This is a genomic window from Luteibacter sp. 329MFSha, from assembly GCF_900111665.1.
Taxonomy (GTDB): domain Bacteria; phylum Pseudomonadota; class Gammaproteobacteria; order Xanthomonadales; family Rhodanobacteraceae; genus Luteibacter.
In genome coordinates this window covers 70,238-89,769 of record NZ_FOJE01000003.1, presented here as the reverse complement: position 1 = coordinate 89,769, position 19,532 = coordinate 70,238, and the positions used below count along the sequence as shown (strand labels likewise).

General features: G+C 69.6%; 19 protein-coding genes and 1 riboswitch. Of the genes, 7 read left to right on the top strand and 12 right to left on the bottom strand.

The genetic code is table 11. The annotated features are described in order from the left end of the window. The first annotated feature begins 83 nt into the window (after positions 1–83). The 3 genes from BMW54_RS14425 (at position 84) to pnuC (ending at position 4,116) form a co-directional block, all read left to right on the top strand. Positions 84–1,214, top strand: coding sequence for a phosphotransferase enzyme family protein (locus BMW54_RS14425; protein WP_090057295.1), 1,131 nt, complete (start codon positions 84–86; stop codon positions 1,212–1,214). A gap of 3 nt (positions 1,215–1,217) precedes the next feature. Further along, a riboswitch (TPP riboswitch) is annotated at positions 1,218–1,314 on the top strand. Positions 1,315–1,370: 56 nt separating this feature from the next. Then, complete coding sequence (locus BMW54_RS14420; protein WP_090057838.1) at positions 1,371–3,545, top strand: TonB-dependent siderophore receptor; 2,175 nt, start codon at positions 1,371–1,373, stop codon at positions 3,543–3,545. A gap of 1 nt (position 3,546) precedes the next feature. After that, positions 3,547–4,116, top strand: a complete 570-nt coding sequence (gene pnuC / locus BMW54_RS14415) for a nicotinamide riboside transporter PnuC (protein WP_090057835.1) — start codon at positions 3,547–3,549, stop codon at positions 4,114–4,116. A 187-nt stretch (positions 4,117–4,303) separates the two neighbouring features. Here pnuC and BMW54_RS14410 read toward each other — a convergent pair whose 3' ends face one another. The 6 genes from BMW54_RS14410 to BMW54_RS14385 form a co-directional block, all read right to left on the bottom strand. Continuing rightward, the gene (locus BMW54_RS14410; RefSeq protein ID WP_139206114.1) at positions 4,304–5,227 is read right to left on the bottom strand and encodes a hypothetical protein; all 924 of its coding nucleotides are present in this window, start codon (positions 5,225–5,227) and stop codon (positions 4,304–4,306) included. Between the two features lie 65 nt (positions 5,228–5,292). After that, complete coding sequence (locus tag BMW54_RS14405) at positions 5,293–6,375, bottom strand: DNA topoisomerase IB (RefSeq protein ID WP_090057291.1); 1,083 nt, start codon at positions 6,373–6,375, stop codon at positions 5,293–5,295. Positions 6,376–6,423: 48 nt separating this feature from the next. After that, entirely contained in the window at positions 6,424–7,593 is a 1,170-nt protein-coding gene (locus BMW54_RS14400; RefSeq protein ID WP_090057288.1) for a class I SAM-dependent rRNA methyltransferase, read from the bottom strand. 19 nt (positions 7,594–7,612) lie between these two features. Then, positions 7,613–8,056, bottom strand: a complete 444-nt coding sequence (locus BMW54_RS14395; protein ID WP_090057285.1) for a hypothetical protein — start codon at positions 8,054–8,056, stop codon at positions 7,613–7,615. An 85-nt stretch (positions 8,057–8,141) separates the two neighbouring features. Next, positions 8,142–9,086: a serine/threonine protein kinase gene (locus BMW54_RS14390; RefSeq protein WP_090057284.1), complete on the bottom strand. Its 945-nt coding sequence runs from the start codon at positions 9,084–9,086 to the stop codon at positions 8,142–8,144. Beyond that, a complete protein-coding gene (locus BMW54_RS14385; protein WP_090057281.1) occupies positions 9,083–9,538 on the bottom strand; it encodes a hotdog fold thioesterase in 456 nt (151 codons plus the stop codon). The genes BMW54_RS14390 and BMW54_RS14385 overlap by 4 nt, the downstream gene beginning before the upstream one ends. A gap of 49 nt (positions 9,539–9,587) precedes the next feature. On the opposite strand from BMW54_RS14385, the gene BMW54_RS14380 reads away from it, so the two are divergent. Further along, a complete protein-coding gene (locus tag BMW54_RS14380) occupies positions 9,588–10,643 on the top strand; it encodes a 2Fe-2S iron-sulfur cluster-binding protein (protein WP_254779381.1) in 1,056 nt (351 codons plus the stop codon). A 65-nt stretch (positions 10,644–10,708) separates the two neighbouring features. Here the strand turns inward: BMW54_RS14380 and BMW54_RS18560 are convergent, their stop codons facing one another. From BMW54_RS18560 to BMW54_RS14355, 5 genes are all read right to left on the bottom strand, one after another. After that, positions 10,709–11,443: a hypothetical protein gene (locus BMW54_RS18560; protein ID WP_139206113.1), complete on the bottom strand. Its 735-nt coding sequence runs from the start codon at positions 11,441–11,443 to the stop codon at positions 10,709–10,711. Beyond that, the gene (locus BMW54_RS14370; protein ID WP_090057274.1) at positions 11,431–12,648 is read right to left on the bottom strand and encodes a hypothetical protein; all 1,218 of its coding nucleotides are present in this window, start codon (positions 12,646–12,648) and stop codon (positions 11,431–11,433) included. Before BMW54_RS14370 ends, BMW54_RS18560 begins: the two co-directional genes overlap by 13 nt. A gap of 196 nt (positions 12,649–12,844) precedes the next feature. Continuing rightward, a complete protein-coding gene (locus tag BMW54_RS14365) occupies positions 12,845–13,291 on the bottom strand; it encodes a rhodanese-like domain-containing protein (protein WP_090057272.1) in 447 nt (148 codons plus the stop codon). A 49-nt stretch (positions 13,292–13,340) separates the two neighbouring features. After that, positions 13,341–13,754 (bottom strand): hypothetical protein, encoded by a 414-nt coding sequence (locus BMW54_RS14360; RefSeq protein ID WP_090057833.1) that lies wholly within the window; start codon positions 13,752–13,754, stop codon positions 13,341–13,343. Positions 13,755–13,783: 29 nt separating this feature from the next. Next, a complete protein-coding gene (locus tag BMW54_RS14355; RefSeq protein WP_090057270.1) occupies positions 13,784–14,248 on the bottom strand; it encodes a YiiD C-terminal domain-containing protein in 465 nt (154 codons plus the stop codon). A 121-nt stretch (positions 14,249–14,369) separates the two neighbouring features. Between BMW54_RS14355 and BMW54_RS14350 the strand changes: the two genes are divergently transcribed. The 3 genes from BMW54_RS14350 to BMW54_RS14340 are packed head-to-tail and all read left to right on the top strand — an operon-like array spanning position 14,370 to position 17,603. Then, the gene (locus tag BMW54_RS14350) at positions 14,370–15,140 is read left to right on the top strand and encodes a uroporphyrinogen-III synthase (protein ID WP_254779380.1); all 771 of its coding nucleotides are present in this window, start codon (positions 14,370–14,372) and stop codon (positions 15,138–15,140) included. A gap of 46 nt (positions 15,141–15,186) precedes the next feature. Further along, positions 15,187–16,350, top strand: a complete 1,164-nt coding sequence (locus BMW54_RS14345; RefSeq protein WP_175472879.1) for a uroporphyrinogen-III C-methyltransferase — start codon at positions 15,187–15,189, stop codon at positions 16,348–16,350. Continuing rightward, the gene (locus BMW54_RS14340; protein ID WP_090057265.1) at positions 16,347–17,603 is read left to right on the top strand and encodes a heme biosynthesis protein HemY; all 1,257 of its coding nucleotides are present in this window, start codon (positions 16,347–16,349) and stop codon (positions 17,601–17,603) included. The genes BMW54_RS14345 and BMW54_RS14340 overlap by 4 nt, the downstream gene beginning before the upstream one ends. Before the next feature lie 75 nt (positions 17,604–17,678). Here the strand turns inward: BMW54_RS14340 and BMW54_RS14335 are convergent, their stop codons facing one another. After that, positions 17,679–19,478: an Hsp70 family protein gene (locus tag BMW54_RS14335; RefSeq protein ID WP_175472878.1), complete on the bottom strand. Its 1,800-nt coding sequence runs from the start codon at positions 19,476–19,478 to the stop codon at positions 17,679–17,681. Positions 19,479–19,532: the final 54 nt, after the last annotated feature.

Below are 19,532 nucleotides of genomic sequence, written 5' to 3'. Positions count from 1 at the left end.
CGGGACCGGGACTGCCGCCAGGGCGCCCGACCGGCGCAAGCGACCGGGCCGTACGGGGCCGCGTCCCGCACTAAAATCCCCGGATGACCCACGCCCCCCATCTCGCCCACGGCCTCGCCGGCGACCAGCTCGAGCCCGACTGGCCGGCCCTGCGTCGCGACGAACTCGCCGCGATCGTCGAACGGCTCCCGTCGCTCGGCACGCTTCGCTCGCTGGACTGGCGCAGCCCGCGGCCGCTGTCCGCGGCGGCCCTGGTGACGACGGACCGGGGGCGCTACTTCGTGAAGCGGCACCATCGTTCCGTCCGGGACGAACACACGCTCGCCGAGGAACATCGCTTCGCGAGGCACCTGCGCGAAAGCGATATTCCCGTACCGCGCACCGTGCGGGCCGGGGACGGCACGTCCGTCCTTTCCGCCGGCGACTGGGTCTACGAAGTGCACGAGGCGGCGCGAGGCCTGGATGTCTACCGCGACGCGTATTCCTGGTCGCCGATCGATGGCGAGCATCACGCGCGCGCGGCGGGCGCCATGCTGGCCCGCCTGCATGACGCCGCGCGCGGCTACGCCGCGCCGCAGCGCGAGACGCACATCCTCGTCGCGCGCGCGGAGATCCTCGCGGCGGCCGAGCCGGCTCGCGTCATCGACGCGCAGCTTCCTTCACGTCCGGCGCTCGCGCGCTACCTGCGGGAGCGCGACTGGCGAGCCGAACTCGCCGACGCGATCGCACCCTGGCACGCGCGCGCCATCCGTGGCATCGCGATGCAGGCCCGCCTGTGGACCCATGGCGACTGGCACGTCTCCAATCTCTGCTGGAGCGGCGCCGGCGACGACGCCTCGATCACCGACGTCCTCGACCTCGGCCTCTCGGCGGAGACGTTCGCGCTGTTCGACCTCGCCACCGCGATCGAGCGCAACGCGATCGCGTGGCTCGACGTCGACCGCGGCGACATCGGGCGCGCGGATCTCGCCCGCGCGCTCGTCGACGGCTACCGGTCCGTGCGGCCGCTCGCGGCGGGCGACCTCGCGCTCCTCGTCGATCTGCTGCCGCTGGTGCACATCGACTTCGCCCTCTCCGAGGTCGAATACTTCGAGGGCATCACCGGCCGCCGCGACCATGCGGACGTGGCCTACCACACGTTCCTGCTCGGCCACGCGCGCTGGTTCGCCACCGGACACGGCCGTACGTTCCTCGACCGGATTGTGGTTCAATAACGGTTCTAGAAGCGGGGGTGCCCGGCGATCGCCGGGCTGAGAGAGTCCCTTGGAACCTGACCCGGTTAGTACCGGCGTAGGGAGCTTGCAGATCCACGGATGGCCCGATGGGGCCCGTGGTTCGCCGTCGCTTCGTCCATGGACCCGAAGACGACGATGATCCTTGCCCGTACCCCGCTCGCCCTTGCCATCCTTGCGTTCGCCGCCACGGCGCACGCCGCGGACGACGCGCCCCCGCAGGCGCGCACGCTGCCCACCGTGGACGTCCACGCGACGACGACGGACAGCTACCGCGCCGCCGACTCGCAGCTGGATACGTTCGGCAGCTTCGGCAGCGCGCCGCTGCACGATACGCCCGCGGCGATCACGGTCATCACGCGCGCGCAGATCGACGATCGCCAGCCCCGCACGCTGAGCGAACTGGTGCGTGGCGACGCCGCGATCACCGACAACTACGCGCCGGCGGGTTACTACCAGGATGTCTCCATCCGCGGCTTCCCGCTCGACCTCGCGACAGGCTTCCGTTTCAACGGGATGATCATGTCGGCGGAGCAGCTGCTCGCGCTCGAAGGCAAGGAGCGCGTCGAGGTGCTGAAGGGGCTGGGCGGACTCGAGGCCGGCGTGGTCGAGCCCGGCGGCCTCGTCAACTACGTCAGCAAGCGGCCGGCGGACGTCCATAACGTGACGATCGGAACCGATTCGCACGGCTCGAACTACGAGGCCCTCGACCTGGGCGCCTGGTTCTCGCCGTCGTTCGGCCTGCGCGTCAATGCCGCGAACGAGAAGACGCACTCCTACATCGAACACGCCGATGGCCGGCGCAGCTTCGTCTCCATCGCGGCCGACTGGAAGATCACCGATAAGGCGACCCTGCTGCTCGACACCGATTACCAGACGAGTGGACAACGCTCGGCGTCCGGCTACCAGTTGCTCGGGGGCACGACGGTGCCCGCCCATGCGAGCCGCACGCGCCTGCTCGGCTACCAGTCGTGGCAGCGGCCGGTGGGCATCCATTCCAGCAATACGTCGCTGCGCTTCAACTACCGCTTCAGCGACAACTGGAACGCGCAGGTCTCGGCGGGGCACAGCCACACCGTCATCGACGACAACGTCGCGTTCGCCTACGGGTGCTTCTACGCCGAATCCTGTGCATCCGGCGCCACGCCCGGTTACTTCTTCGCACCCAACGGCGACTACGACGTCTACGATTTCCGCAGCCCCGACGACACGCGGCAGAACGACGAAGTGCGCGGCGTCGTCACCGGCAGCTTCGCGACGGGAAGCGTCGACCACGAGCTCAACGTCGGCGCCACGAGCTTCCGCCGGACCATCGACCGCCGCGCCTACGTGTACGACTACGTCGGCACCGCCAACATCTACGATCGTGTCGTGCCGTCGTTCGCACCGTCGCCGAACGAGCCGGGTCCGTCGGTCCGCCGCCTGACGAGCTGGCAGCGCACGCTGTTCGCGATCGACCGGATCCACCTGGGCGAGCAATGGCAGGTGCTCGCCGGCACGCGCTTCGTCCGCCTCGACGAAAGCGCCTACGACGACACCGGCGCGATCGAACGCCACACGCGGAGCAGCCAGTCGCTGCCGCAGGCCGCCGTGCTCTGGCAGCCGACCGCGCCGTTGACGACCTACGTGAGCTACGGCGAGGGCCTGTCCCTCGGCCGCGAGGCGCCGTACTGGACGTCGAATGGCGGCACCACGCTGGCTCCGTTGCATTCGCGTCAGGTGGAGGCGGGCGTGAAGTACGCCATCGGCGAGGGCCTCGACCTGCAGGCGGCGGTGTATCGCATCCGTCAGGCGTACCAGTTCGCGCGTCCGGACGACACGGCGGAAGGCTTCACGTTCGTGCAGCAGGGCCAGGAGGTGCACACGGGCGTGGAACTCAACCTCGCGGGGCGGATCACGGAGAACCTGCGCCTCACCGCCAGCCTGAACGCGATCCGCGCGCGCGCCGAGAACACGGGGGCGCCGACTTACGAAGGCCACCAGGTGGTCAACGTACCGCGCTGGCGCAGCGCCGTGTACGCCGATTACAGCCTGCCGTTCGCGCCAGGCCTGGCCATCCTGGGCGGCTGGCGCTACGCGGGCAGCAACGTGGCGACACCCGACGGGGCCACGCGCGTGCCGGCGTACAACGTGTTCGACGCGGGGCTGCGGTTCGCCACGCAGGTGGGCGGCCATGCGCTGACGTGGCGCCTGAATGTGGATAACGTGTTCAACCGGTTCTACTGGCGCGACACGGGCAGTTCCGGTGGCGACAGCTATCTGTTCCCGGGCATGCCGCGACTGGCCCGCCTGTCGGTGACCTATGAGCTTTGAGCTGTCCCTGTTCGAGCTGTTCGCCGCGCTGGTCAGCGCGGCGGGCGTGTGGCTGACGGCGCGGCGCAGCCCGTGGTGCTGGCCCGTCGGGCTCGTCTCGGTCGTGGCCTATGCGTGGATCTTCGTCGACGCGCGGCTTTACTCGGACACGCTGCTGCAGGCGATCTTCGCGGTGCTCATCCTGTATGGATGGCATCGATGGACGCGCAACCTCGACGGCAGCGGTCACGTCCGCGTCGCGGCGCTCGCCCCGCGCGAGGCCGTCGCCCATCTCGCCCTCGGCACGGCCGCGGCGCTCGCGCTCGGTTACGCCATGCACCGTTACACCGATGCGTCGCTGCCCTGGCTCGACGCCGCGCTCACCGCGTTCAGCCTCGTCGCGCAGTGGTGGCAGGCGCGTCGCCATGCGGCCGCGTGGTGGCTGTGGATCGCGGTGGACGTGATCTACGTCGGCGAGTACCTCTACAAATCGCTGCCGGTCACGGCGGTGCTCTACGCGGGCTTCGTCGTCCTCGCCGCCATCGGATTGCGGGCGTGGCGCGCGGAGCGGTCGGTGCCCGTGCAGGCTTAGGTCAAGCCACCGTGAAATCCGACCGATTTTTCAGAAAACTTCCATATCCGAACTGCGGCGGACCACGCAAAATTCACTGGTCGCCGCGGGTTGGACGTGTTTGCTCAAGGATTTGAGCCCTGTACCAACCGGTGAACGGCAACGGCCGGGGCGTGGGACGCGCCCCGGCCGTTCTTCATTGGAGGGTTCACTTCGTGCGCGGCGTCGTGCCCCAGTCCTCGGGCTGGAAGCTCAGGTGCAGCACGGCCCGCGTTCCGTTCTCGAGGGGCGGGTTGTATTCGAGCGTCGTGCAGCCCGTGGCCTGTTGCCGCGCGGCGGCCAGTGACATCACCTTGGCGAGCTGGCTACGGGTGGATGTCGAGCCCGCGCGGTTCGCGGGTAACAGCACGCGATACCCATCGGCGCTCACGCCGTCCTTCAGGTCGGCCGGCGGCGCCTGGCCGGGCGTCGCCACGAGGATGTCCATCCGCCGTCCGCAGTTGCCCACGCTGACGATGTCGACGCCATCGAGCAGGCTCGCGACGAAACGATCCGCGTTCTCTGCCAGGCTGTCGACGGCCTCGACCGCGGTGCTCAGCCGGATCTTCACGAAATAGAGCTTGCGGTAGAACAGGTACGCGCGCGAGGTGAGCATGTCCTGCTGGGCGTCGAAGACGATCGGCAGGAACCGGCCTTCGGCCTTCCTGCCACCGGCGAGGTTGGCGGTGTAGGCGCTCTCGTCGCCCCACCACACGTTGCGGTAGATCTGCTGGCGTTCGGCGAACGCCACCGATTCGCGGAAATCTTCCGCCGCGCGCTTGAGCATGGCCGCGTTGTCGCCTTCGCCCGCCGGATAGATGAAGACGTCGGCGATCAGCCAGTCGGCGTTGTCGATGTGATAACGCAGCGATACACCCGCGGCGATGTCGCCTTCGTCGGCGTAGTTCTTCACCGCGGCGAGCGTCGCGTCGGCGAGACGCCGCGGCGCGACGATCCAGGTGTCGTCCACCACGCCGCGATGCTCCTGCATGTCCGGCAGGCTGACGGGGCCGGCGTTCGCCGCTTCCTGGGCATGCACGCCCGCGCCGGCCAGCAGGCCGAGCAGGGCGGGAACGAGCTTCCATCGAGACATCTTCACCACGACCCCTGACTCATCGAACCCCTTCCCCGTGCGCGCACTATAGCCATCCATTCGTCTCAACGGGAGCGCTTCGACGCACGTAGCCGTCGGCGCAGAAAAGCCAGGGTGGACGCTTCCAATTTTCGGGGATAGCGGAGGCCCGCCGGCGGCACGCAGCGATGCAGTTTGCCCTCGGTCCAGCCGGTGAAGACCTCCGGGTGGATGTACGAAGCGCGACATACCGCCGGAGTGTTGCCAAGCACGGCGGCGACCTGCTTGACGGCCTGCGCGAGGGCCGCCTTGATCGCGCGCTCGCCCCCCTCGTCGGGTAGCGCCGTCGTGCCGAGCACGCCCATCGCGTGCACGGTGCCGCCCCAGGTGCGGAAGTCCTTCGCGGTGAATTCGCCGCCGGTCACCTCGCGCAGGTAGTCGTTGACCATGCCCGAGTCGACAGGCTGTGGGTGGCCGTCGTCGTCGATGTACTGGAAGAGCCGCTGCCCGGGCAGCTCCTGGACGCGGCGCACCGCTTTCACGAGTCGCTTGTCGTCGAGTTCGACGTCGCGCCATAGCCCGCTCTTGCCGCGGAAATGAAACGTGATGCGACCCTTGCGCATGGCGACGTGTCGCGAGCGCAGCGTCGTCAGGCCATACGAGTTGTTCTGCTTCGCGTAGGCGTCGTTTCCGACGCGGATCATCGTCTCTTCCAGCAGGCTGACGACCAGCGCGAGCACCTTCTCGCGCGGCAGGCCGGGCAGCGCCAGATCCTTGCGCAGGCGGCGACGAAGGCGGGGCAGGGCCTCGCCGAACTCCACGATGCGCTCGAACTTGCCCTGCGAGCGCGTGTCGCGCCAGCGCGGGTGATAACGGTACTGCTTGCGTGCCCGCGCGTCGCGCCCGGTCGCCTGCAGGTGGCCGCGCTCGTCGGGGCAGATCCAGACGTTCGTATACGCCGGGGGGATCGCCAGCGAGCGGATGCGCGCGATCACGTTCTCGTCGGTGATCCTGCGGCCATCGGGCCCGATGTAGGCGAAGCTCTTTCCGCGCTTGCAACGCGTGATGCCTTCATCGGTGTCGCAGACATAGACGAGGCCCGCCGCTTTCGCGTGGGCCTTCTCGACGCTCGCCGCCGCGAGGGCGTTGGCCGGTGGGTTCCTGGACATGGCCGGGACTATGTCCCGGCGACCGATCAAGGCCGGGTGAACGCCTCGTCAGCCGACGCGGCAGAACACCGCCTTGAGGTAGCGGTTCTCCGGGACGTTGCTCGCCACCGGATGGTCGGGGCCGGCACCGGCGACGTCGAGCACCTGGATGTCGCGCCCGGCGTTGAGCGCGACGCGGCGGATCATCTCGAGGAAGTCGCTCTCGCCGACCAGCCCGGTGCACGAGCAGGTCAGCAGGATGCCGCCCGGCGCCAGGACATCGAGCGCCGTCCGGTTCATCGCGAAGTACTTCTTCAGCGCGTTGACCACCTGGTTGCGATCGCGCGTGAGCTTGGGCGGATCGAGCACGACCGCGTCCCACGTCTCGCCGCGGGCGATCGCGGCGCGCAGCCACTCGAAGACGTCGCCCTGCTCGAAGGTGGCGGCCACGCCGTTCATGCGGGCGTTCTCGCGCGCGACCTCGAGGATCGCCGCGTCGGCGTCGACGCCGGTGGCCTCGCGTGCGCCGGCCTTCATCGCGTGCACGGCGAAGCCGCCGGCGTTGCAGCAGAGGTCGAGCACGCGGCGGCCGCGCGCCAGTTCGGCGAAGCGGCGGCGGTTGTCGCGCTGGTCGGCGAAGAACCCGGTCTTGTGGCCGAGGCCCGGCGCGGCGTGGAACGCCAGGCCGTGCTCGTGCACGTCGACGGCCGTCGGCGCGTCGTTGGAGCGCACGTCGAACGATTCCTGGCGCTGCACGTGCTGCTCGGCGAACCAGTACAGGGAAGCACCCGGGAAATGACGCTGCAGCGCCGCGTGGATCGTCTCGCGGAAGCGCCACATGCCGGCGGCGAAATACTCCACCACCAGGTGATCCGCATAGCGGTCGACGACGAGGCCCGAAAGGCCGTCGCCTTCGCTGTGGACGACGCGCCACGCGTCGCTCACCTCGTCCAGGCGCAGCAGCTCGCGGCGCAGTTCGACGGCGCGCGCGATGCGCTGCGCGATCCAGTCGTCGTCGATGTCGACGTCGGGGTCGGTCGTCAGCAGCCGCAGCGCGACGCGCGCGTGGCCGTTCCAGAAGCCGCGGCCGACGAAGCGGCCCTTCGCGTCGTGCACGTCCACGACGCTGCCGGGCGGCAGTCGGTCGTCGGGCTTCACGATCTGCGCGGACCAGACCCAGGGATGACCGGGGACGCGGTCGGACTTCAGGCGGATGACGGGGAGTGCGGGGCTGTTCATCGGTGAATGATACCGGGGCTCAACGCCCGAAGCGCAGGACGAGCCAGGAGCCCAGTGCCAGCAGGTTGATGCCGATGTGGGCCGCGGAAGGCCCGGCGAGCGCCAGCAGCCAGCCGTGCTCGGCGATCGACCAGTCGAAGCCGAGACGCGGCGAGCGCTGCAGCGTCATCGACAGGTTGGCGAAGGCGCCGCTCGACAGCGCGTAGCTGAAGAAGGGCGTGGCGAGGAGCGGAGCCTGGAGGAACTGCGCCCAGATCGAGAACGAGGTGCCGCGGCCGTCGTTGCTGGCCAGCAGCACGCCGGCGACAAGGATGAAGCCGAACAGCAGCACGCCGAGCACCGCGACGATCGCCTCCATGCCGACCACACGCGAGCCGAGCAACCGGTCGAACTGGTGGACGAGGCCGAACAGGCCGCCGGCGATCTCGAACACGGCGATGACGCGGGTCAGGAAGGAATGCATGGAAGATCCTGGTCAGAGCGGGGGACGATTATGGCGTGTCGCGTCGGTGGGAAGGCCGCCGGCGCGTGGACGAGCCGGTTCCGGTTCACAGACCGTCGGCCAGCTCGTGCAGATCGGCGATGTGCTGCTCCCACCAGCGCGCCTCGGCCGCGAAGGGGAACGCGGCCGGAAACGCGGGATCGTGCCAGCGCTCGGCGATCCATCCCGCGTAATGCACCTGGCGCATCGCGCGAAGCGCGGGGATCAGCGCGAGTTCGCCGGGGTCGAGTTCGCGGAACTGCCCGTAGCCTTCGAGCAGCGCGTCCAGCATCGTGTCGTCGGACGCGAGCATCCACAGGTCCTGCACCGCGGGGCCCATGCGCGCGTCGTCCAGATCGACGAAATGCGGGCCCGCGTCGGTCCACAACACGTTGCCGGGATGGCAGTCGCCATGCAGGCGGATGCGGCGCACGGGGCCGACGGCATCGAAGCAGGCCGCCACGGCGTCGTCCACGCGGCGTGCCGCGTCGCGATACGCGTCGAACAGGTGCGCGGGCAGCAGGTCCGAGCCCAGCGCCGCCCGCACCGGGCCCTCGATCATCGTGGCACGGTCCAGCGTGGTGCGCGCCGTGAAGCGTTCGCGCGCGCCAATCGCGTGCATGCGGCCGAGCAGGCGCCCCAGCCATTCCAGCTGGTCGGTGGACTCGAGGGAGGGGGCGCGGCCGCCGCGCCGCGGATACAGCGCGTAGCGATAGCCGGCCTCGCGCAGCAACGTACGGCCCTCGACCACGAGCGGCGCCACCATCGGCAGCTCGGCTTCCGCGAGCTCGCGCGCGAACGCGTGCTCCTCCTCGATCGCGGCATCGGTCCAGCGGCCGGGCCGGTAGAACTTCGCCACGACGAAGCCGCCGTCTTCCAGGCCGACCTGGAAGACGCGGTTCTCGTAACTGTTCAGCTCGAGCAGACGGCCATCGCTCCAGGCACCGCCGGCATCCACCGCCGCCAGGACCACGTCCGGGGACAGGCCCTCGTAGGGCGCCGCCTCGCTCACGCGCGCAGGTTCCCGGGCGCGCCGCCCGGTGACGGGATCACCGCCATGGTCAGGCGCGACAGGCACACCAGCTTGCCCTGTTCTTCCTCGATGCGGATCTCCCAGACCTGCGTCGTCCGGCCGAGGTGCACCGCCTTCGCGGTGCCGGTGACGAGGCCCCCGCGCACGCCACGGATGTGGTTGGCGTTGATGTCGAGGCCCACGGCGACCTCCTTTTCCACGTCGAGGGTGAGCAGGGCCGCCGAGCTGCCGAGCGTCTCGGCCAGCACGACGGACGCGCCGCCGTGGAGCAGGCCGAAGGGCTGCTGGGTACGGTGGTCGACGGGCATCGTGCCGCGCAGCCAGTCGTCGCCGAACGCGGTGAACCGGATGTCCAGCGTCTCCATCATCGTGCCGCGGCTCCACGCGTTGATGCGGGCGAGGTCGAGGGGTTGTTTCCAGATGGAGGTCATGAGGGGTGCGATCCTGTGGGGCAAGCCGTCATTGTCCTACAATGGGCGGGTGCCCACCGTAACCCTGACATCGTCCGGCAAGCGATTCGACGCCGCCGACGGCGAAACCGTGCTCGAAGCCGCCCAGCGCGCGGGAATCGCCCTCCCGTATTCGTGCCGGGGCGGCGTGTGCGGAAGCTGCAAGGCCACCCTCGTCGAGGGCGCGTGCAGCTACCCGCGGAATCCGCCCGTCGCGCTCTCGGCGACGGCGCGCCTGCATCACGCGATCCTGCTCTGCCAGGCCGTGCCGGAGGGCGACATCGCCATCCAGGCGCGCGAGATCGCCTCGGTGGAGGACATACCGCATCGCCGTCTGGAGGTGGAGGTGGTCGAGCGCGCCGCGCTGGCGCCGGACGTCGTCGGCGTCTGGTTGCAGCCGCTGGACGGCGACCGCCTGAACTGGCTGCCCGGCCAGTACCTCGACGTGATCCTCGAGGACGGCCGTCACCGCCCGTTCTCCATCGCCAGCGGTCCGCGTCCGGACGGACGCATCGAACTGCACGTCCGCCACGTACCGGGCGGCGGCTTCACGTCCTGGGTGTACGAGTCGCTGCAGGTCGGCGATCGCCTGACGATCGAGGCGCCCCTCGGCACGTTCGTCCCGCGCGAGGATTCCGAGCGCCCGATGCTGTTCGTGGCGGGCGGCACCGGCTTCGCGCCCGTGAAGGCCATCGTCGAGCACTTCATCGCGCTGGGCACGCGCCGGCCGATGCACGTCTACTGGGGCGCGCGCAGCGTCGCCGACCTCTACCTCGCCGACCTCGCCGCCGGCTGGACGCGCGCCGTGCCCACGATCCGCTTCATTCCCGTGCTTTCCGATCCGGAGGAAGCGCAGGCCAGCGGCCTGCGCGAGGGCCTGGTCCACGAAGCCGTGCTGGAGGACCATCCGGACCTCTCGGCGTTCGACCTGTACATGAGCGGCCCGCCGGCCATGATCGCGGCGGGTCGCGAGCTCTTCATCGACGCGAACCTGCCGGAAGACCGGCTGTACTTCGACTCATTCGACGTCGCACCCGACGTGCTGGATGCCATCCTCCGCGGTCGCGCGGGCATCCACGGGCTTTGATTGTCAGCCATGCTCCGCCTGCAGGAGCGGCCCTGGACGCGATGGCGCTCGCGGAAGCGTAGCGACTATGCGACCCAGCTTCCCTTCGAAAGCGGTTTCAGATGATTCAACGATATGAATCCGCCCGGGGTCACCTTATACGTCTCCGGCGTGATGATCATGGCGAGGACCCTCGACGATGTGGCATCGAATCGTTCCGGAGGCGGCATTCCGTCGAAAGTCTGCGGCATTCCGTCGTCGCGAACCTGGCGCAGCAAGGACATGAAGCCGACATCTCTGTCCACCGTCTTGTCCAGATCCGGAACCGCGGGGTAATCCTGCCAACCGCGAGGTGGTTCCAGACGCCAGTACTTGTCTTTTTCCGCATCGCCGAATGTCCGGCTGACCGCCTGATTGAATTCGCCGGCAAGTTTCGCCAGACGTGGGACCTGAGCGATGCGGGATTCAAGCCACGCAAGATCGTCGGGATGCACGTCCTTACCCGTTGCTTTCAGACGGCCCTTGTCGAGATGTAGGTCGAAATCCATGGCCACCACGCCCGGTCGCTCCAGCGTCAGCGATGCGAGGAAAGGGACGAGCGCGTCCGTAAATGACGCCAGGCGTCTTCCGAGATCTTTCTGCTCGGCCAAAGAATGGGAGATGGAGGCCAGCAGGCGCTCCGACAGCTCGTGACTGGAGGGCCCTTCCGGTGGTGGACGCAGGCGCTGATCATCGGTAACGGCTGGTTTCGCGTCGCTAATGGCAGTGCTTGCGTGCGACGCCCGGGAATCGCTCGAGCTACGAATGGTCAGGGTTTCCATGGGCGATGCATCCTGAAGGTCTCTTTGCAGATGTGTTCGAACCTGAGAGGTCTTGTCGCATCGGAGATATCGCTAGCGTCGACCCACGCGATCACAGCGGCCGACGGGTTGTATTCGATGTCCCAGAAATCGGGTGGGTTTCCACGCGTAGGCACCGTGATCGGCCCGATGGCTCCGCCCTTGCACGGACCAACGTTGAGCGTGGTGCGCGCTATACCGCGTTCGTCGGTAACAGCCGTCAGTTCCGTCAGAAGCCAATGACCGTTCGTGCCGACGTCATAACCTTCGAATTTGACGACATAGCCCGCACCGACGGGCGTTGCCCGGTCGCCTTCGAAAACCTGTGCTTCGACATCGGCCACGCGCGCGACGTTGGCTCCGCCAGGTACCGTGGAGCCAAGGCCGGGTGCGAGATGGCTGATGTTCTCCTTGCTCCGCACCATCGTGACGACCGCTGTCGCGCCGGGATCGCGCAGCGCGATCGTGTACCGCGCACCGACGGTGCTTGCGTCGCCTTTGATCTGCACGAAGACGGGTCTGGACGAATCCACCCGAAAGGCCGATCCACCACGAAGCTCGCCGGTCTTCTTCGCCCCGTCGACGACGATGCCGACGACGCCCGGGGGAGCTTCGAGTTCGAGGTTCGCCGTGTTCTGGTCGGGGCGGAACGTAATGAGGAAGTTGTCGACGTCGCCAGCGTTGTCGAGGTTGCCTTCGATGCGCTGGTTGCCCTCCAGCTTCGTCATCGTCGTGAAGGCATCGTTCGGCTCGTGGCGATCGGCGCCTGTGGCGAGGGTCACCTGCATCTGGAATGGAGAGGCCTCGCCGCCTTTGGGTCGGCCGACGAGAAGCAGCCAACGCGTGGAGGCGTCGCTGATCGCCTGCAGGATGCGGTAGGCGTCCATCGACGCGTCGGTCGCCGCGGCGCGGGTGCTGCCGTCGCTATCGACGCGCACGAGGCTGACATCGTGCAGTTCTCCCGCCCGGAAACCGGCGAGGTTGACGTCGACCTTGGACGCCGCCGGCGTGGCCGGTGTCACGAACTGGAAGCAGCCGAGGGTAGCGCCGGTGGACAGGGAGGCGTCGTAGGCCGGACCGATGTCCATGGGTGCGCACCCGTCGACGGGCGGAGCGGTCGACTGCGCATTCGCCAGCAGCGGGAAGAGCGCCACGGCGATGGCGCCCGGGAACAAGGTGGGTTGCATGGTCGCTCCGAGTTCGGGGGAGCGATCAGGCTAGGTCGAGCGGGGCGCCGTGGATGTCCGCAGGATTCGTCGAATCCCACCGTCGTCGCCCGCTATAGCCGTAGGAGCGGCTCCGTCCGCGACGGATCCCGCGAGAGCACCACGAAAGGCTTGCGGGTCTGTCGCGACCCGTCTCCCGGCCGCGTGCGTGGCGGCCTTATTTCTTGCCCTTGACCACCGGCAGCTGCGCGGTCTGCCAGGCGTAGGTGCCGCCTTCGAGCACGAAGACCTTCGGGAAACCGGCCTTGATCAGGCGATTGGCCGCCTTGCCGACGCCGCGACCGTCCTTGTCGACGAGCACGACTGGCAGTTCCTTCGCCTTCGACAAGTCCTTCTGCGTTTCCGGATCGAACTGGCTCATGGCGACGTTCTTCGCGCCCGGAATGTGGGCCTTCTCGAAGTCGGCGCTGGCCGAGAGGTCGACGATCAGCGGCGTGTCGCGATTGATCAGCTGCGTCAGGCCGGCCGGCGTCAGGGTCTTCCACTTGCGGAACAGACGGCCGACTTCGGTGGCGACGAGCGCGACCAGGATCACCACGAACAGGGCGACCAGCGCGGTGTGGTTGCTCACGAAAGCGGGCAGCTTCTGCAAAACGTCGTTCATCGTGTCTTTCCGCGTCCCAGGAGGGGATAAACGGCCGATTATATCGGCTTTAGCGGGGCGTGAAGTCCGGCAGGCCGGTCATCAGGGTCCATTTGTTCTTTTCGCGGTCGTAATGCCAGCGCTGGCGGTCGATCACGCTGCGCTCGGCCTGCGTGTTGATGTTGACCACGTTGACCTGGACGACCTGGATCACGTCGTCGTCGCCGTCGGGCTTGGGACCCGCGCCTTCGTCGTAGCCCGTGACACGCAGCTGCTGGAGGCGGCCCTGCTCGATCGAGCTGATCGGGTGTTCCTGCAGGTAGTCCTTGTCGATGAACGCCTGCGCGCTGGTGAAGTCGCCCCAGCGGATCGCCGAGGCGTAGCTCATCAGCGTCTTGTTCAGCGCCTGGTTGCGCTTGTCCGTGGCACAGCCGGCGAGGGCGAGGAAGGCAAGGGCGACAGCGGGCAGGGCGTACGGGCGCATGGCGGATTCCATCGGGGCGTCGGGCGGCATTATGCCCGGCGTTTGGCCACGAAACGCGCATCCAGGCTCGCCAGCGCCTTGCCGTTCTCCCCCGGCACCACGCAGGTGAAGTCGGCCCGGGCACGGCCGCGCGCGTCGAGCGTGGCGAAGAACGTGGCCCAGTCGGCGTCCGGCGCCAGCGTGGCCTCGGCGCGCAGGTCGTCCCACACGGGGTCGAGGTAGCGGACGGTGGAGTCGGCCACGAAGACGTCGCAGTCGGCGCCGCGCTCGCGCAGACGGGCTTCCACCAGCGCCCAGCAGGCGAGGGTCATCAGCGTGACGAGGCTGCCGCCGAAGGCGCAGCCCTTGTCGTTGATGTTCGGCTGGAGCGGCGCCGTCATGGTCAGCCGCTCGCCGTCGAAGGCCTCGATCGCGACGTCCATCGCGCGGGCCAGCGGAATGCTGTCGCGGATGAACCGTCCGAGGTCGGCGAGAGGGGTCTGGATCGTGGTCATAAGCCGGCAAGTCTACGTTCGTGCGCGGCCCGTTCGCATCCGTATGGGCGACCCAACCTTCGGCATTGGTGACGGTGTCCCCACGTTCCTATGCTGAGCCGTCGATCGCAGGATGCATTACGTGAGCCGGACCCTACCGTTACGCAACGTCACCGTGGTCATTACCCGCCCCGCGGGCACCGCCGGCCCGCTGGCGCGGCGGGTGCGCAAGCTTGGCGGCATTCCCGTCAGCGTGCCGGGCCTGTCCCTGCGGGCGACGGAGGATGCCTCGGCGGTGGACGCCGCGCTGCGCAAGGCGCTGGAGGGCGACATGCTGATCTTCACGAGCCCCGCCGCCGTGCGCTTCGCCGCCGACGTCCTGCCGCTGGCCACGCGCGCCACGGTGGTGGCGGTCGGCCGCGGCACGGCCCGCGCTCTGAAAACGGCCGACGTGGTCGACGTGCGATTCCCCGAAACGTCTCAGGACAGCGAGGGCGTCCTGGCCTTGCCGGAGCTGGCGCAGGTCGCCGGACGCCGCGTGTCGCTGATCGGCGCCCCCGGCGGGCGGGGCCTGCTTCGCGAGCGGCTGGCCGCGCGCGGCGCGGACCTGGAGGAGATCCACGTCTATCACCGCGTCGCGCCACGGATCGACCGTCGCCACATCGATCCGCTCCTGAAGCTCGGCCGCCGTTCGGCGGTGCTGCTTTCCAGCGCCGAGGCGCTCGATCACCTGCATCGCGCGCTGGTGGCGCCGGCCTGGCGACGACTGGTCCAGGCCGTGGCCGTCGTGAGCAGCGAACGTCTGCGTGGCATCGCGCTGGAGGCCGGGTTCGAGCGCGTCGCGGTCGCCCGGTCCGCGCTGCCCACCGACCTCCTCGCCGCCGCCGCAGGGGTCTCGTTCACCCGCCGTTGAGGGATGTGTTCCGTGCGTTGGCGTATGGCCTGCTAGCATGCCCGCCATGACGACCGAGACCCCCCCGACCGATACCGCTCCGGCGACGCCGGCCCCGGCCGCCGCCGCCCGTACCACCGTGCCGCCACGGCGCGTCGATCCGGCGCCTCGGCGCGGCGGTGGCGCGCTGGCGATCGCCATCCTGCTTTCGCTTGCCGCCCTCGGCGCCGCGGGCTACACCGCCTGGACCGCCTGGCAGATGCGCCAGGACCTCGGCGCGGCCAACGGCCTGCGCGGGCAGGTCGATACCTTGCAGGCCGCGGTCGACGCCACGCGCGAGGAGAACGCGAACCTGCGCCGCCGTCTCGGCGACGCCGATGCCGTGAGCCGCTCGGCCCGTGAAGAGATGCTCGGCATGTCCGAGCGCACGCGCAATCTCGAGGACGCGGTGGCGAACCTGTCCGAGCGCAGCCTCAGCGGCCACGACGCCATGTTGCTCGACGAAGCGGAATCGCTGCTGCGCATGGCGAAGGAGCGCTTCGCGCTGTTCGGCGACGCCAGCGGCGCGCTGTCCGCCTACGATCTCGCCGACAAGACGCTCGCCGCCGTCAACGACGCGGCGTTCGCGGCGGTCCGCCAGAACGTCACCGCGGAGCGCGAGGCGCTTTCCGCCATCGCGCCGCGCGCCCGCGCGAACGACCTCGCGACGCTCGCGGCCCTGCGTGGCGAGCTGACGACGCTGCCGTTGAAGAGCGACGACACGAAGACCGCCGAAGGCGCGGAGCAGGGCTTCTGGCAGCGCGCGGGTTCGGCACTGGGCAGCATCGTGCGCGTGAGCCACGACGACGGCACGCCGATCGGTCTCGCGGACGACCGCATCGCGCGCGAACTCGCGGCGCTCGACGTGGCGCACGCCGAAGCGGCCGTGCTTGCCTACGACGACGTCGGCCGCCAGGCGGCGCTCAAGCGCGTCGACGCCGTGCTCGCCGCACGCTTCGACACCGCCGCTCCGTCCGTGCAGGCGGCGCGCGCCCGCATCGCCGCGCTGCTCGCCAGCCAGGCGAAGGGTGCCGAACCGAAGCTCGGCGCCGCGCTCGCCGAACTGCGCAACCTGCGCTCGGTGCACGCGCTCCAGGGTGGCGCGCCGACCTCCGGGCCGGCGAAGGCATCGTCCGCCCCGGCGCCCGCGCCGGCCGCCAGCACCGACGCGCCGCACGAGGCCACGCCATGAAGCCGTGGCGCTGGGTCGTCGGACTGATTCTCGTCGCGGTCGTCGCGGCGTTCGCCTGGCACTGGGTCGCGGAGGATCCGGGCTACGTGCTCGTGCACCTGCGCGGCACCAACGTCCAGACGACCGTCGTGACCGCCGTGGTGCTGCTCCTGCTCGCCTGGGCCGTGATCACCGCGCTCGTGGCGCTCATCCGCTGGCCGTTCGGCGCGATGACGCGCCGCCATCGCCGGGTGAGCCGCCGTCGTCTCGCCGATGGTCTCGTGTCGCTGATCGAAGGCCGTCACGGCGAGGCGGAACGCGACCTCCATCACGCCGCGCGGTATCCCTCCTTGCGTGGTCCGGCGTTGCTCGCCGCCGCGGAAGCCGCGGAGCGGCACGGCGACACCACGCGTGCGCTGGAGACGCTGGACGAGGCCGCGCAGGAAACGCCGCGCGCCGCGCGCATCCTTCGCGCACGTCTACTGCGTCGCTCGGGCCGCGCGTCCGAGGCCGTCGCCTTGCTCGCGCCGGAGGCCGCCGGCGGCGGTCTCACACCCGCGGGCTGGGTCGAATACGCCGAGGCGTCGCTCGACACGCACGACGCGCGCAGCGCGATGCGGGCGCTGGAGCCGTTGCAGAAGAGCGGCGAGCTCGGCGCTCGCGCGTATGCCGCGTTCGAAGCGCGTGTGATCGCGGCTTACGTTGGCAGTGCCTCGGATGGCGCGTCGCTGGCGACGCTGTGGTCGCAGCTCCCGAAGGGACAGCGTCGCCTTCCCGCCGCGATCGACGCCTACGCGCGGCAGGCCACGCGTTTCGGCCAGACGATGGCCGCGATGGACGAGATCGAGACCGCGCTACGTCGCGACTGGTCGCCCGCGCTGGTCGCCACGTACGGCGGCATGGGCGCCGAAGACATCGAACAGCGCCTGCGCCGCGCGGAAGGCTGGATCGACACCCATCCCAACGACGCCGTGCTGCTGACCGCCGTCGGCCGCATGTGCGCCCGGGTGCGCCTGTGGGGCAAGGCGAAGCCATACCTCGAACGCGCGCTGGCCATCGAGCCGAGCGCCGACGCCTGGGAAGCGCTCGGTGACGTCTACGTCGGCGAGAACCATCCGGAACTGGCGCAGCGTTGCTACCGCAATGCCCTCGCGCTCGCCCGCGGCGACGCCCCGGAAGCGCTGCCGGAGGAACTTCGCGCCCGCCGCATCGACACGCGCGTCACTGCGGTGGAAGAGCGCGACCAGCACGGCGTGCCGCGGCTGTCTCCCTGACACCTGAGGGAAGCGCGCCCGGTCACCGGAACGTGCGACCCTTCGGGTGGGAGCGCGTTCACGCGCGAACGAGCGTCACCGACGAAGCGTTCCGTGCCAGAGCGCGAACGCGCACAGCGCCAGCGCGACGACGATCAGCGCGACGGCAAGCCATGCCTTGCGTCGACGATCGCGATCCGCAGGTACGGCCGCGGTCGACAGGCGTGACTCCGCACCGGGCGCGACCCGCTTCGGGCGATCACGCGACGACGCCGGCAACGCATCGAACGCCGCCTCCCAGTTCGCCAGCGTGCCCGTCGACACGAAGAGCCCGATCAAGGTCGGAAACCGCTCGCGCATGATGCGCATCTCGGGCCAGCGCGGCACGAGCGGCGCATCGAGCCCCGCCTCCCCGAGCGCGGCGAGATCGAGCCATTCGAACCGGCGCCTTTCGTCGAGGGCGAGCCAGTCGTCGCCTTCGGCGAGCACGCGGCGAATCCAGTCGCCTCGTGAGCCAAGTGCGTCGAGGTGATCCGCGAGCCGCCAGTGGAACGCGTCGGCCGCCGCTTCGAACACCGCCACGCGTTGCCCGATGCGCTGGGTGACGAGCAGATCGATCAGGTGCTCCTCGAACTGACCGGGCGCATCGATGTAGCGCTTGCGCAGCTCGGCGAGCGCGTTCGCCAGCAGTCCCTGCACGGCGGTGACAGGTTGCTTGCCGACGTCGGCGGCGAAGCCTAGCGCCAGGTCCAGTGTCGGGTCGGAAGACGAGGTTACCGAGGTTGCCGTGGACGACGAAGCGACCGTCGGCGAGGCACGGCTGCCGGCCTCCAGGACGTCGAGTCCGCGTAGCGCGCGATCTCCCATCGCGATCCCCGCCTGCACCGCGGCGCCGATGGCGGCGATGTGCATGGGATCGATCGTCGTCGTCGGCTCCCGCGCGAACATCTGCGTCGCGAGCGCACGGATGACCGGCATCCGCGTCGCACCACCGGCGAGGATCACGTGGTCGAGGTCCGCCGCGCGGATACGCGCAAGGCGCATGGCGCGTTCGATCGGATACCACAGACGATTGAGCAAGGGCTGCGTCAGCGTGGCGAACGTGTCGCCATCCAGCGCGACGCCGACGCTCGTCTCGCCATAGGCCGCCTCGAGATGCGCCGTGCCGCGACGGGTCAGTTCGCACTTCGCCGTTTCGGCGAGGGCGAGCAGTTCGCGCATGAACGCCACGCTCTCGCCGGCCGTGTCGGGCAGGCCATTGGCGAACGCCTGCGTCGCGATCAGCGCGGTGAAGTCGTCGCCGCCGAGCGAATCGTCGCCCGCGCTGGCGCGCACGCCGATCATGCCGTCGGTGAGCTGGGCCACCGCCACGTCGAAGGTCGCCGCGCCCAGGCGGAACACGAGGAACCGCGCCTCGTCGGTGACCAGGTCCACGGCGTGCGCCAGCGCGGCGGCGGTCGCCTCGCTGAGCAGCCGCTCGACCTTGATGCCCGCCAGTTCGCAGGCGGCACGCGTCGCCTCGCGCTGTTCGCCGGAGAAGCACGCCGGCACGGTGACGACGGCCTCGGTGACCGGTGCTCCGAGAAACGCCTCCGCGTCCCGCACCAGCGTGCGCAGCACCAGCGCCACGAGCTCCTCGGGCCGGTAATCGCGCGTGCCGAGGCGCACCGCGTGCGGGTGCCCGAGGTGTCGCCGGAAGCGTGTCGCCGTATCCCAGGGATGCGTTGCACGACGCGCGAGCGCGGCCTTGCCCACGAGGATGCGGCCGTCGTCTCCGACGCCCACGCACGAAGGCGTGAGCACCTCGCCCGCGCCGTTCGGAATCAGGCGCGGCGCGCCGTCGATCCATGCGCAGACGAGGCTGTGGGAGCTACCCAGGTCGATACCGACGATCACGCGATCCTTCCCCTCTGCGTCCGCATCCTCCGGACGCGCCGTCGCCATCGTGGC

Coding starts and splice junctions, on each gene's coding strand:
- BMW54_RS14400 (WP_090057288.1), bottom strand. CDS start 7,593: ATGAACAGCCCCGCACTCCCCGTCATCCGCCTGAAGTCCGACCGCGTC.
- BMW54_RS14385 (WP_090057281.1), bottom strand. CDS start 9,538: ATGACCTCCATCTGGAAACAACCCCTCGACCTCGCCCGCATCAACGCG.
- BMW54_RS14370 (WP_090057274.1), bottom strand. CDS start 12,648: ATGCAACCCACCTTGTTCCCGGGCGCCATCGCCGTGGCGCTCTTCCCG.
- BMW54_RS14420 (WP_090057838.1), top strand. CDS start 1,371: ATGATCCTTGCCCGTACCCCGCTCGCCCTTGCCATCCTTGCGTTCGCC.
- BMW54_RS18560 (WP_139206113.1), bottom strand. CDS start 11,443: ATGGAAACCCTGACCATTCGTAGCTCGAGCGATTCCCGGGCGTCGCAC.
- BMW54_RS14410 (WP_139206114.1), bottom strand. CDS start 5,227: ATGTCTCGATGGAAGCTCGTTCCCGCCCTGCTCGGCCTGCTGGCCGGC.
- BMW54_RS14355 (WP_090057270.1), bottom strand. CDS start 14,248: ATGACCACGATCCAGACCCCTCTCGCCGACCTCGGACGGTTCATCCGC.
- BMW54_RS14345 (WP_175472879.1), top strand. CDS start 15,187: ATGACGACCGAGACCCCCCCGACCGATACCGCTCCGGCGACGCCGGCC.
- BMW54_RS14365 (WP_090057272.1), bottom strand. CDS start 13,291: ATGAACGACGTTTTGCAGAAGCTGCCCGCTTTCGTGAGCAACCACACC.
- BMW54_RS14360 (WP_090057833.1), bottom strand. CDS start 13,754: ATGCGCCCGTACGCCCTGCCCGCTGTCGCCCTTGCCTTCCTCGCCCTC.
- BMW54_RS14405 (WP_090057291.1), bottom strand. CDS start 6,375: ATGTCCAGGAACCCACCGGCCAACGCCCTCGCGGCGGCGAGCGTCGAG.
- BMW54_RS14340 (WP_090057265.1), top strand. CDS start 16,347: ATGAAGCCGTGGCGCTGGGTCGTCGGACTGATTCTCGTCGCGGTCGTC.
- BMW54_RS14425 (WP_090057295.1), top strand. CDS start 84: ATGACCCACGCCCCCCATCTCGCCCACGGCCTCGCCGGCGACCAGCTC.
- BMW54_RS14395 (WP_090057285.1), bottom strand. CDS start 8,056: ATGCATTCCTTCCTGACCCGCGTCATCGCCGTGTTCGAGATCGCCGGC.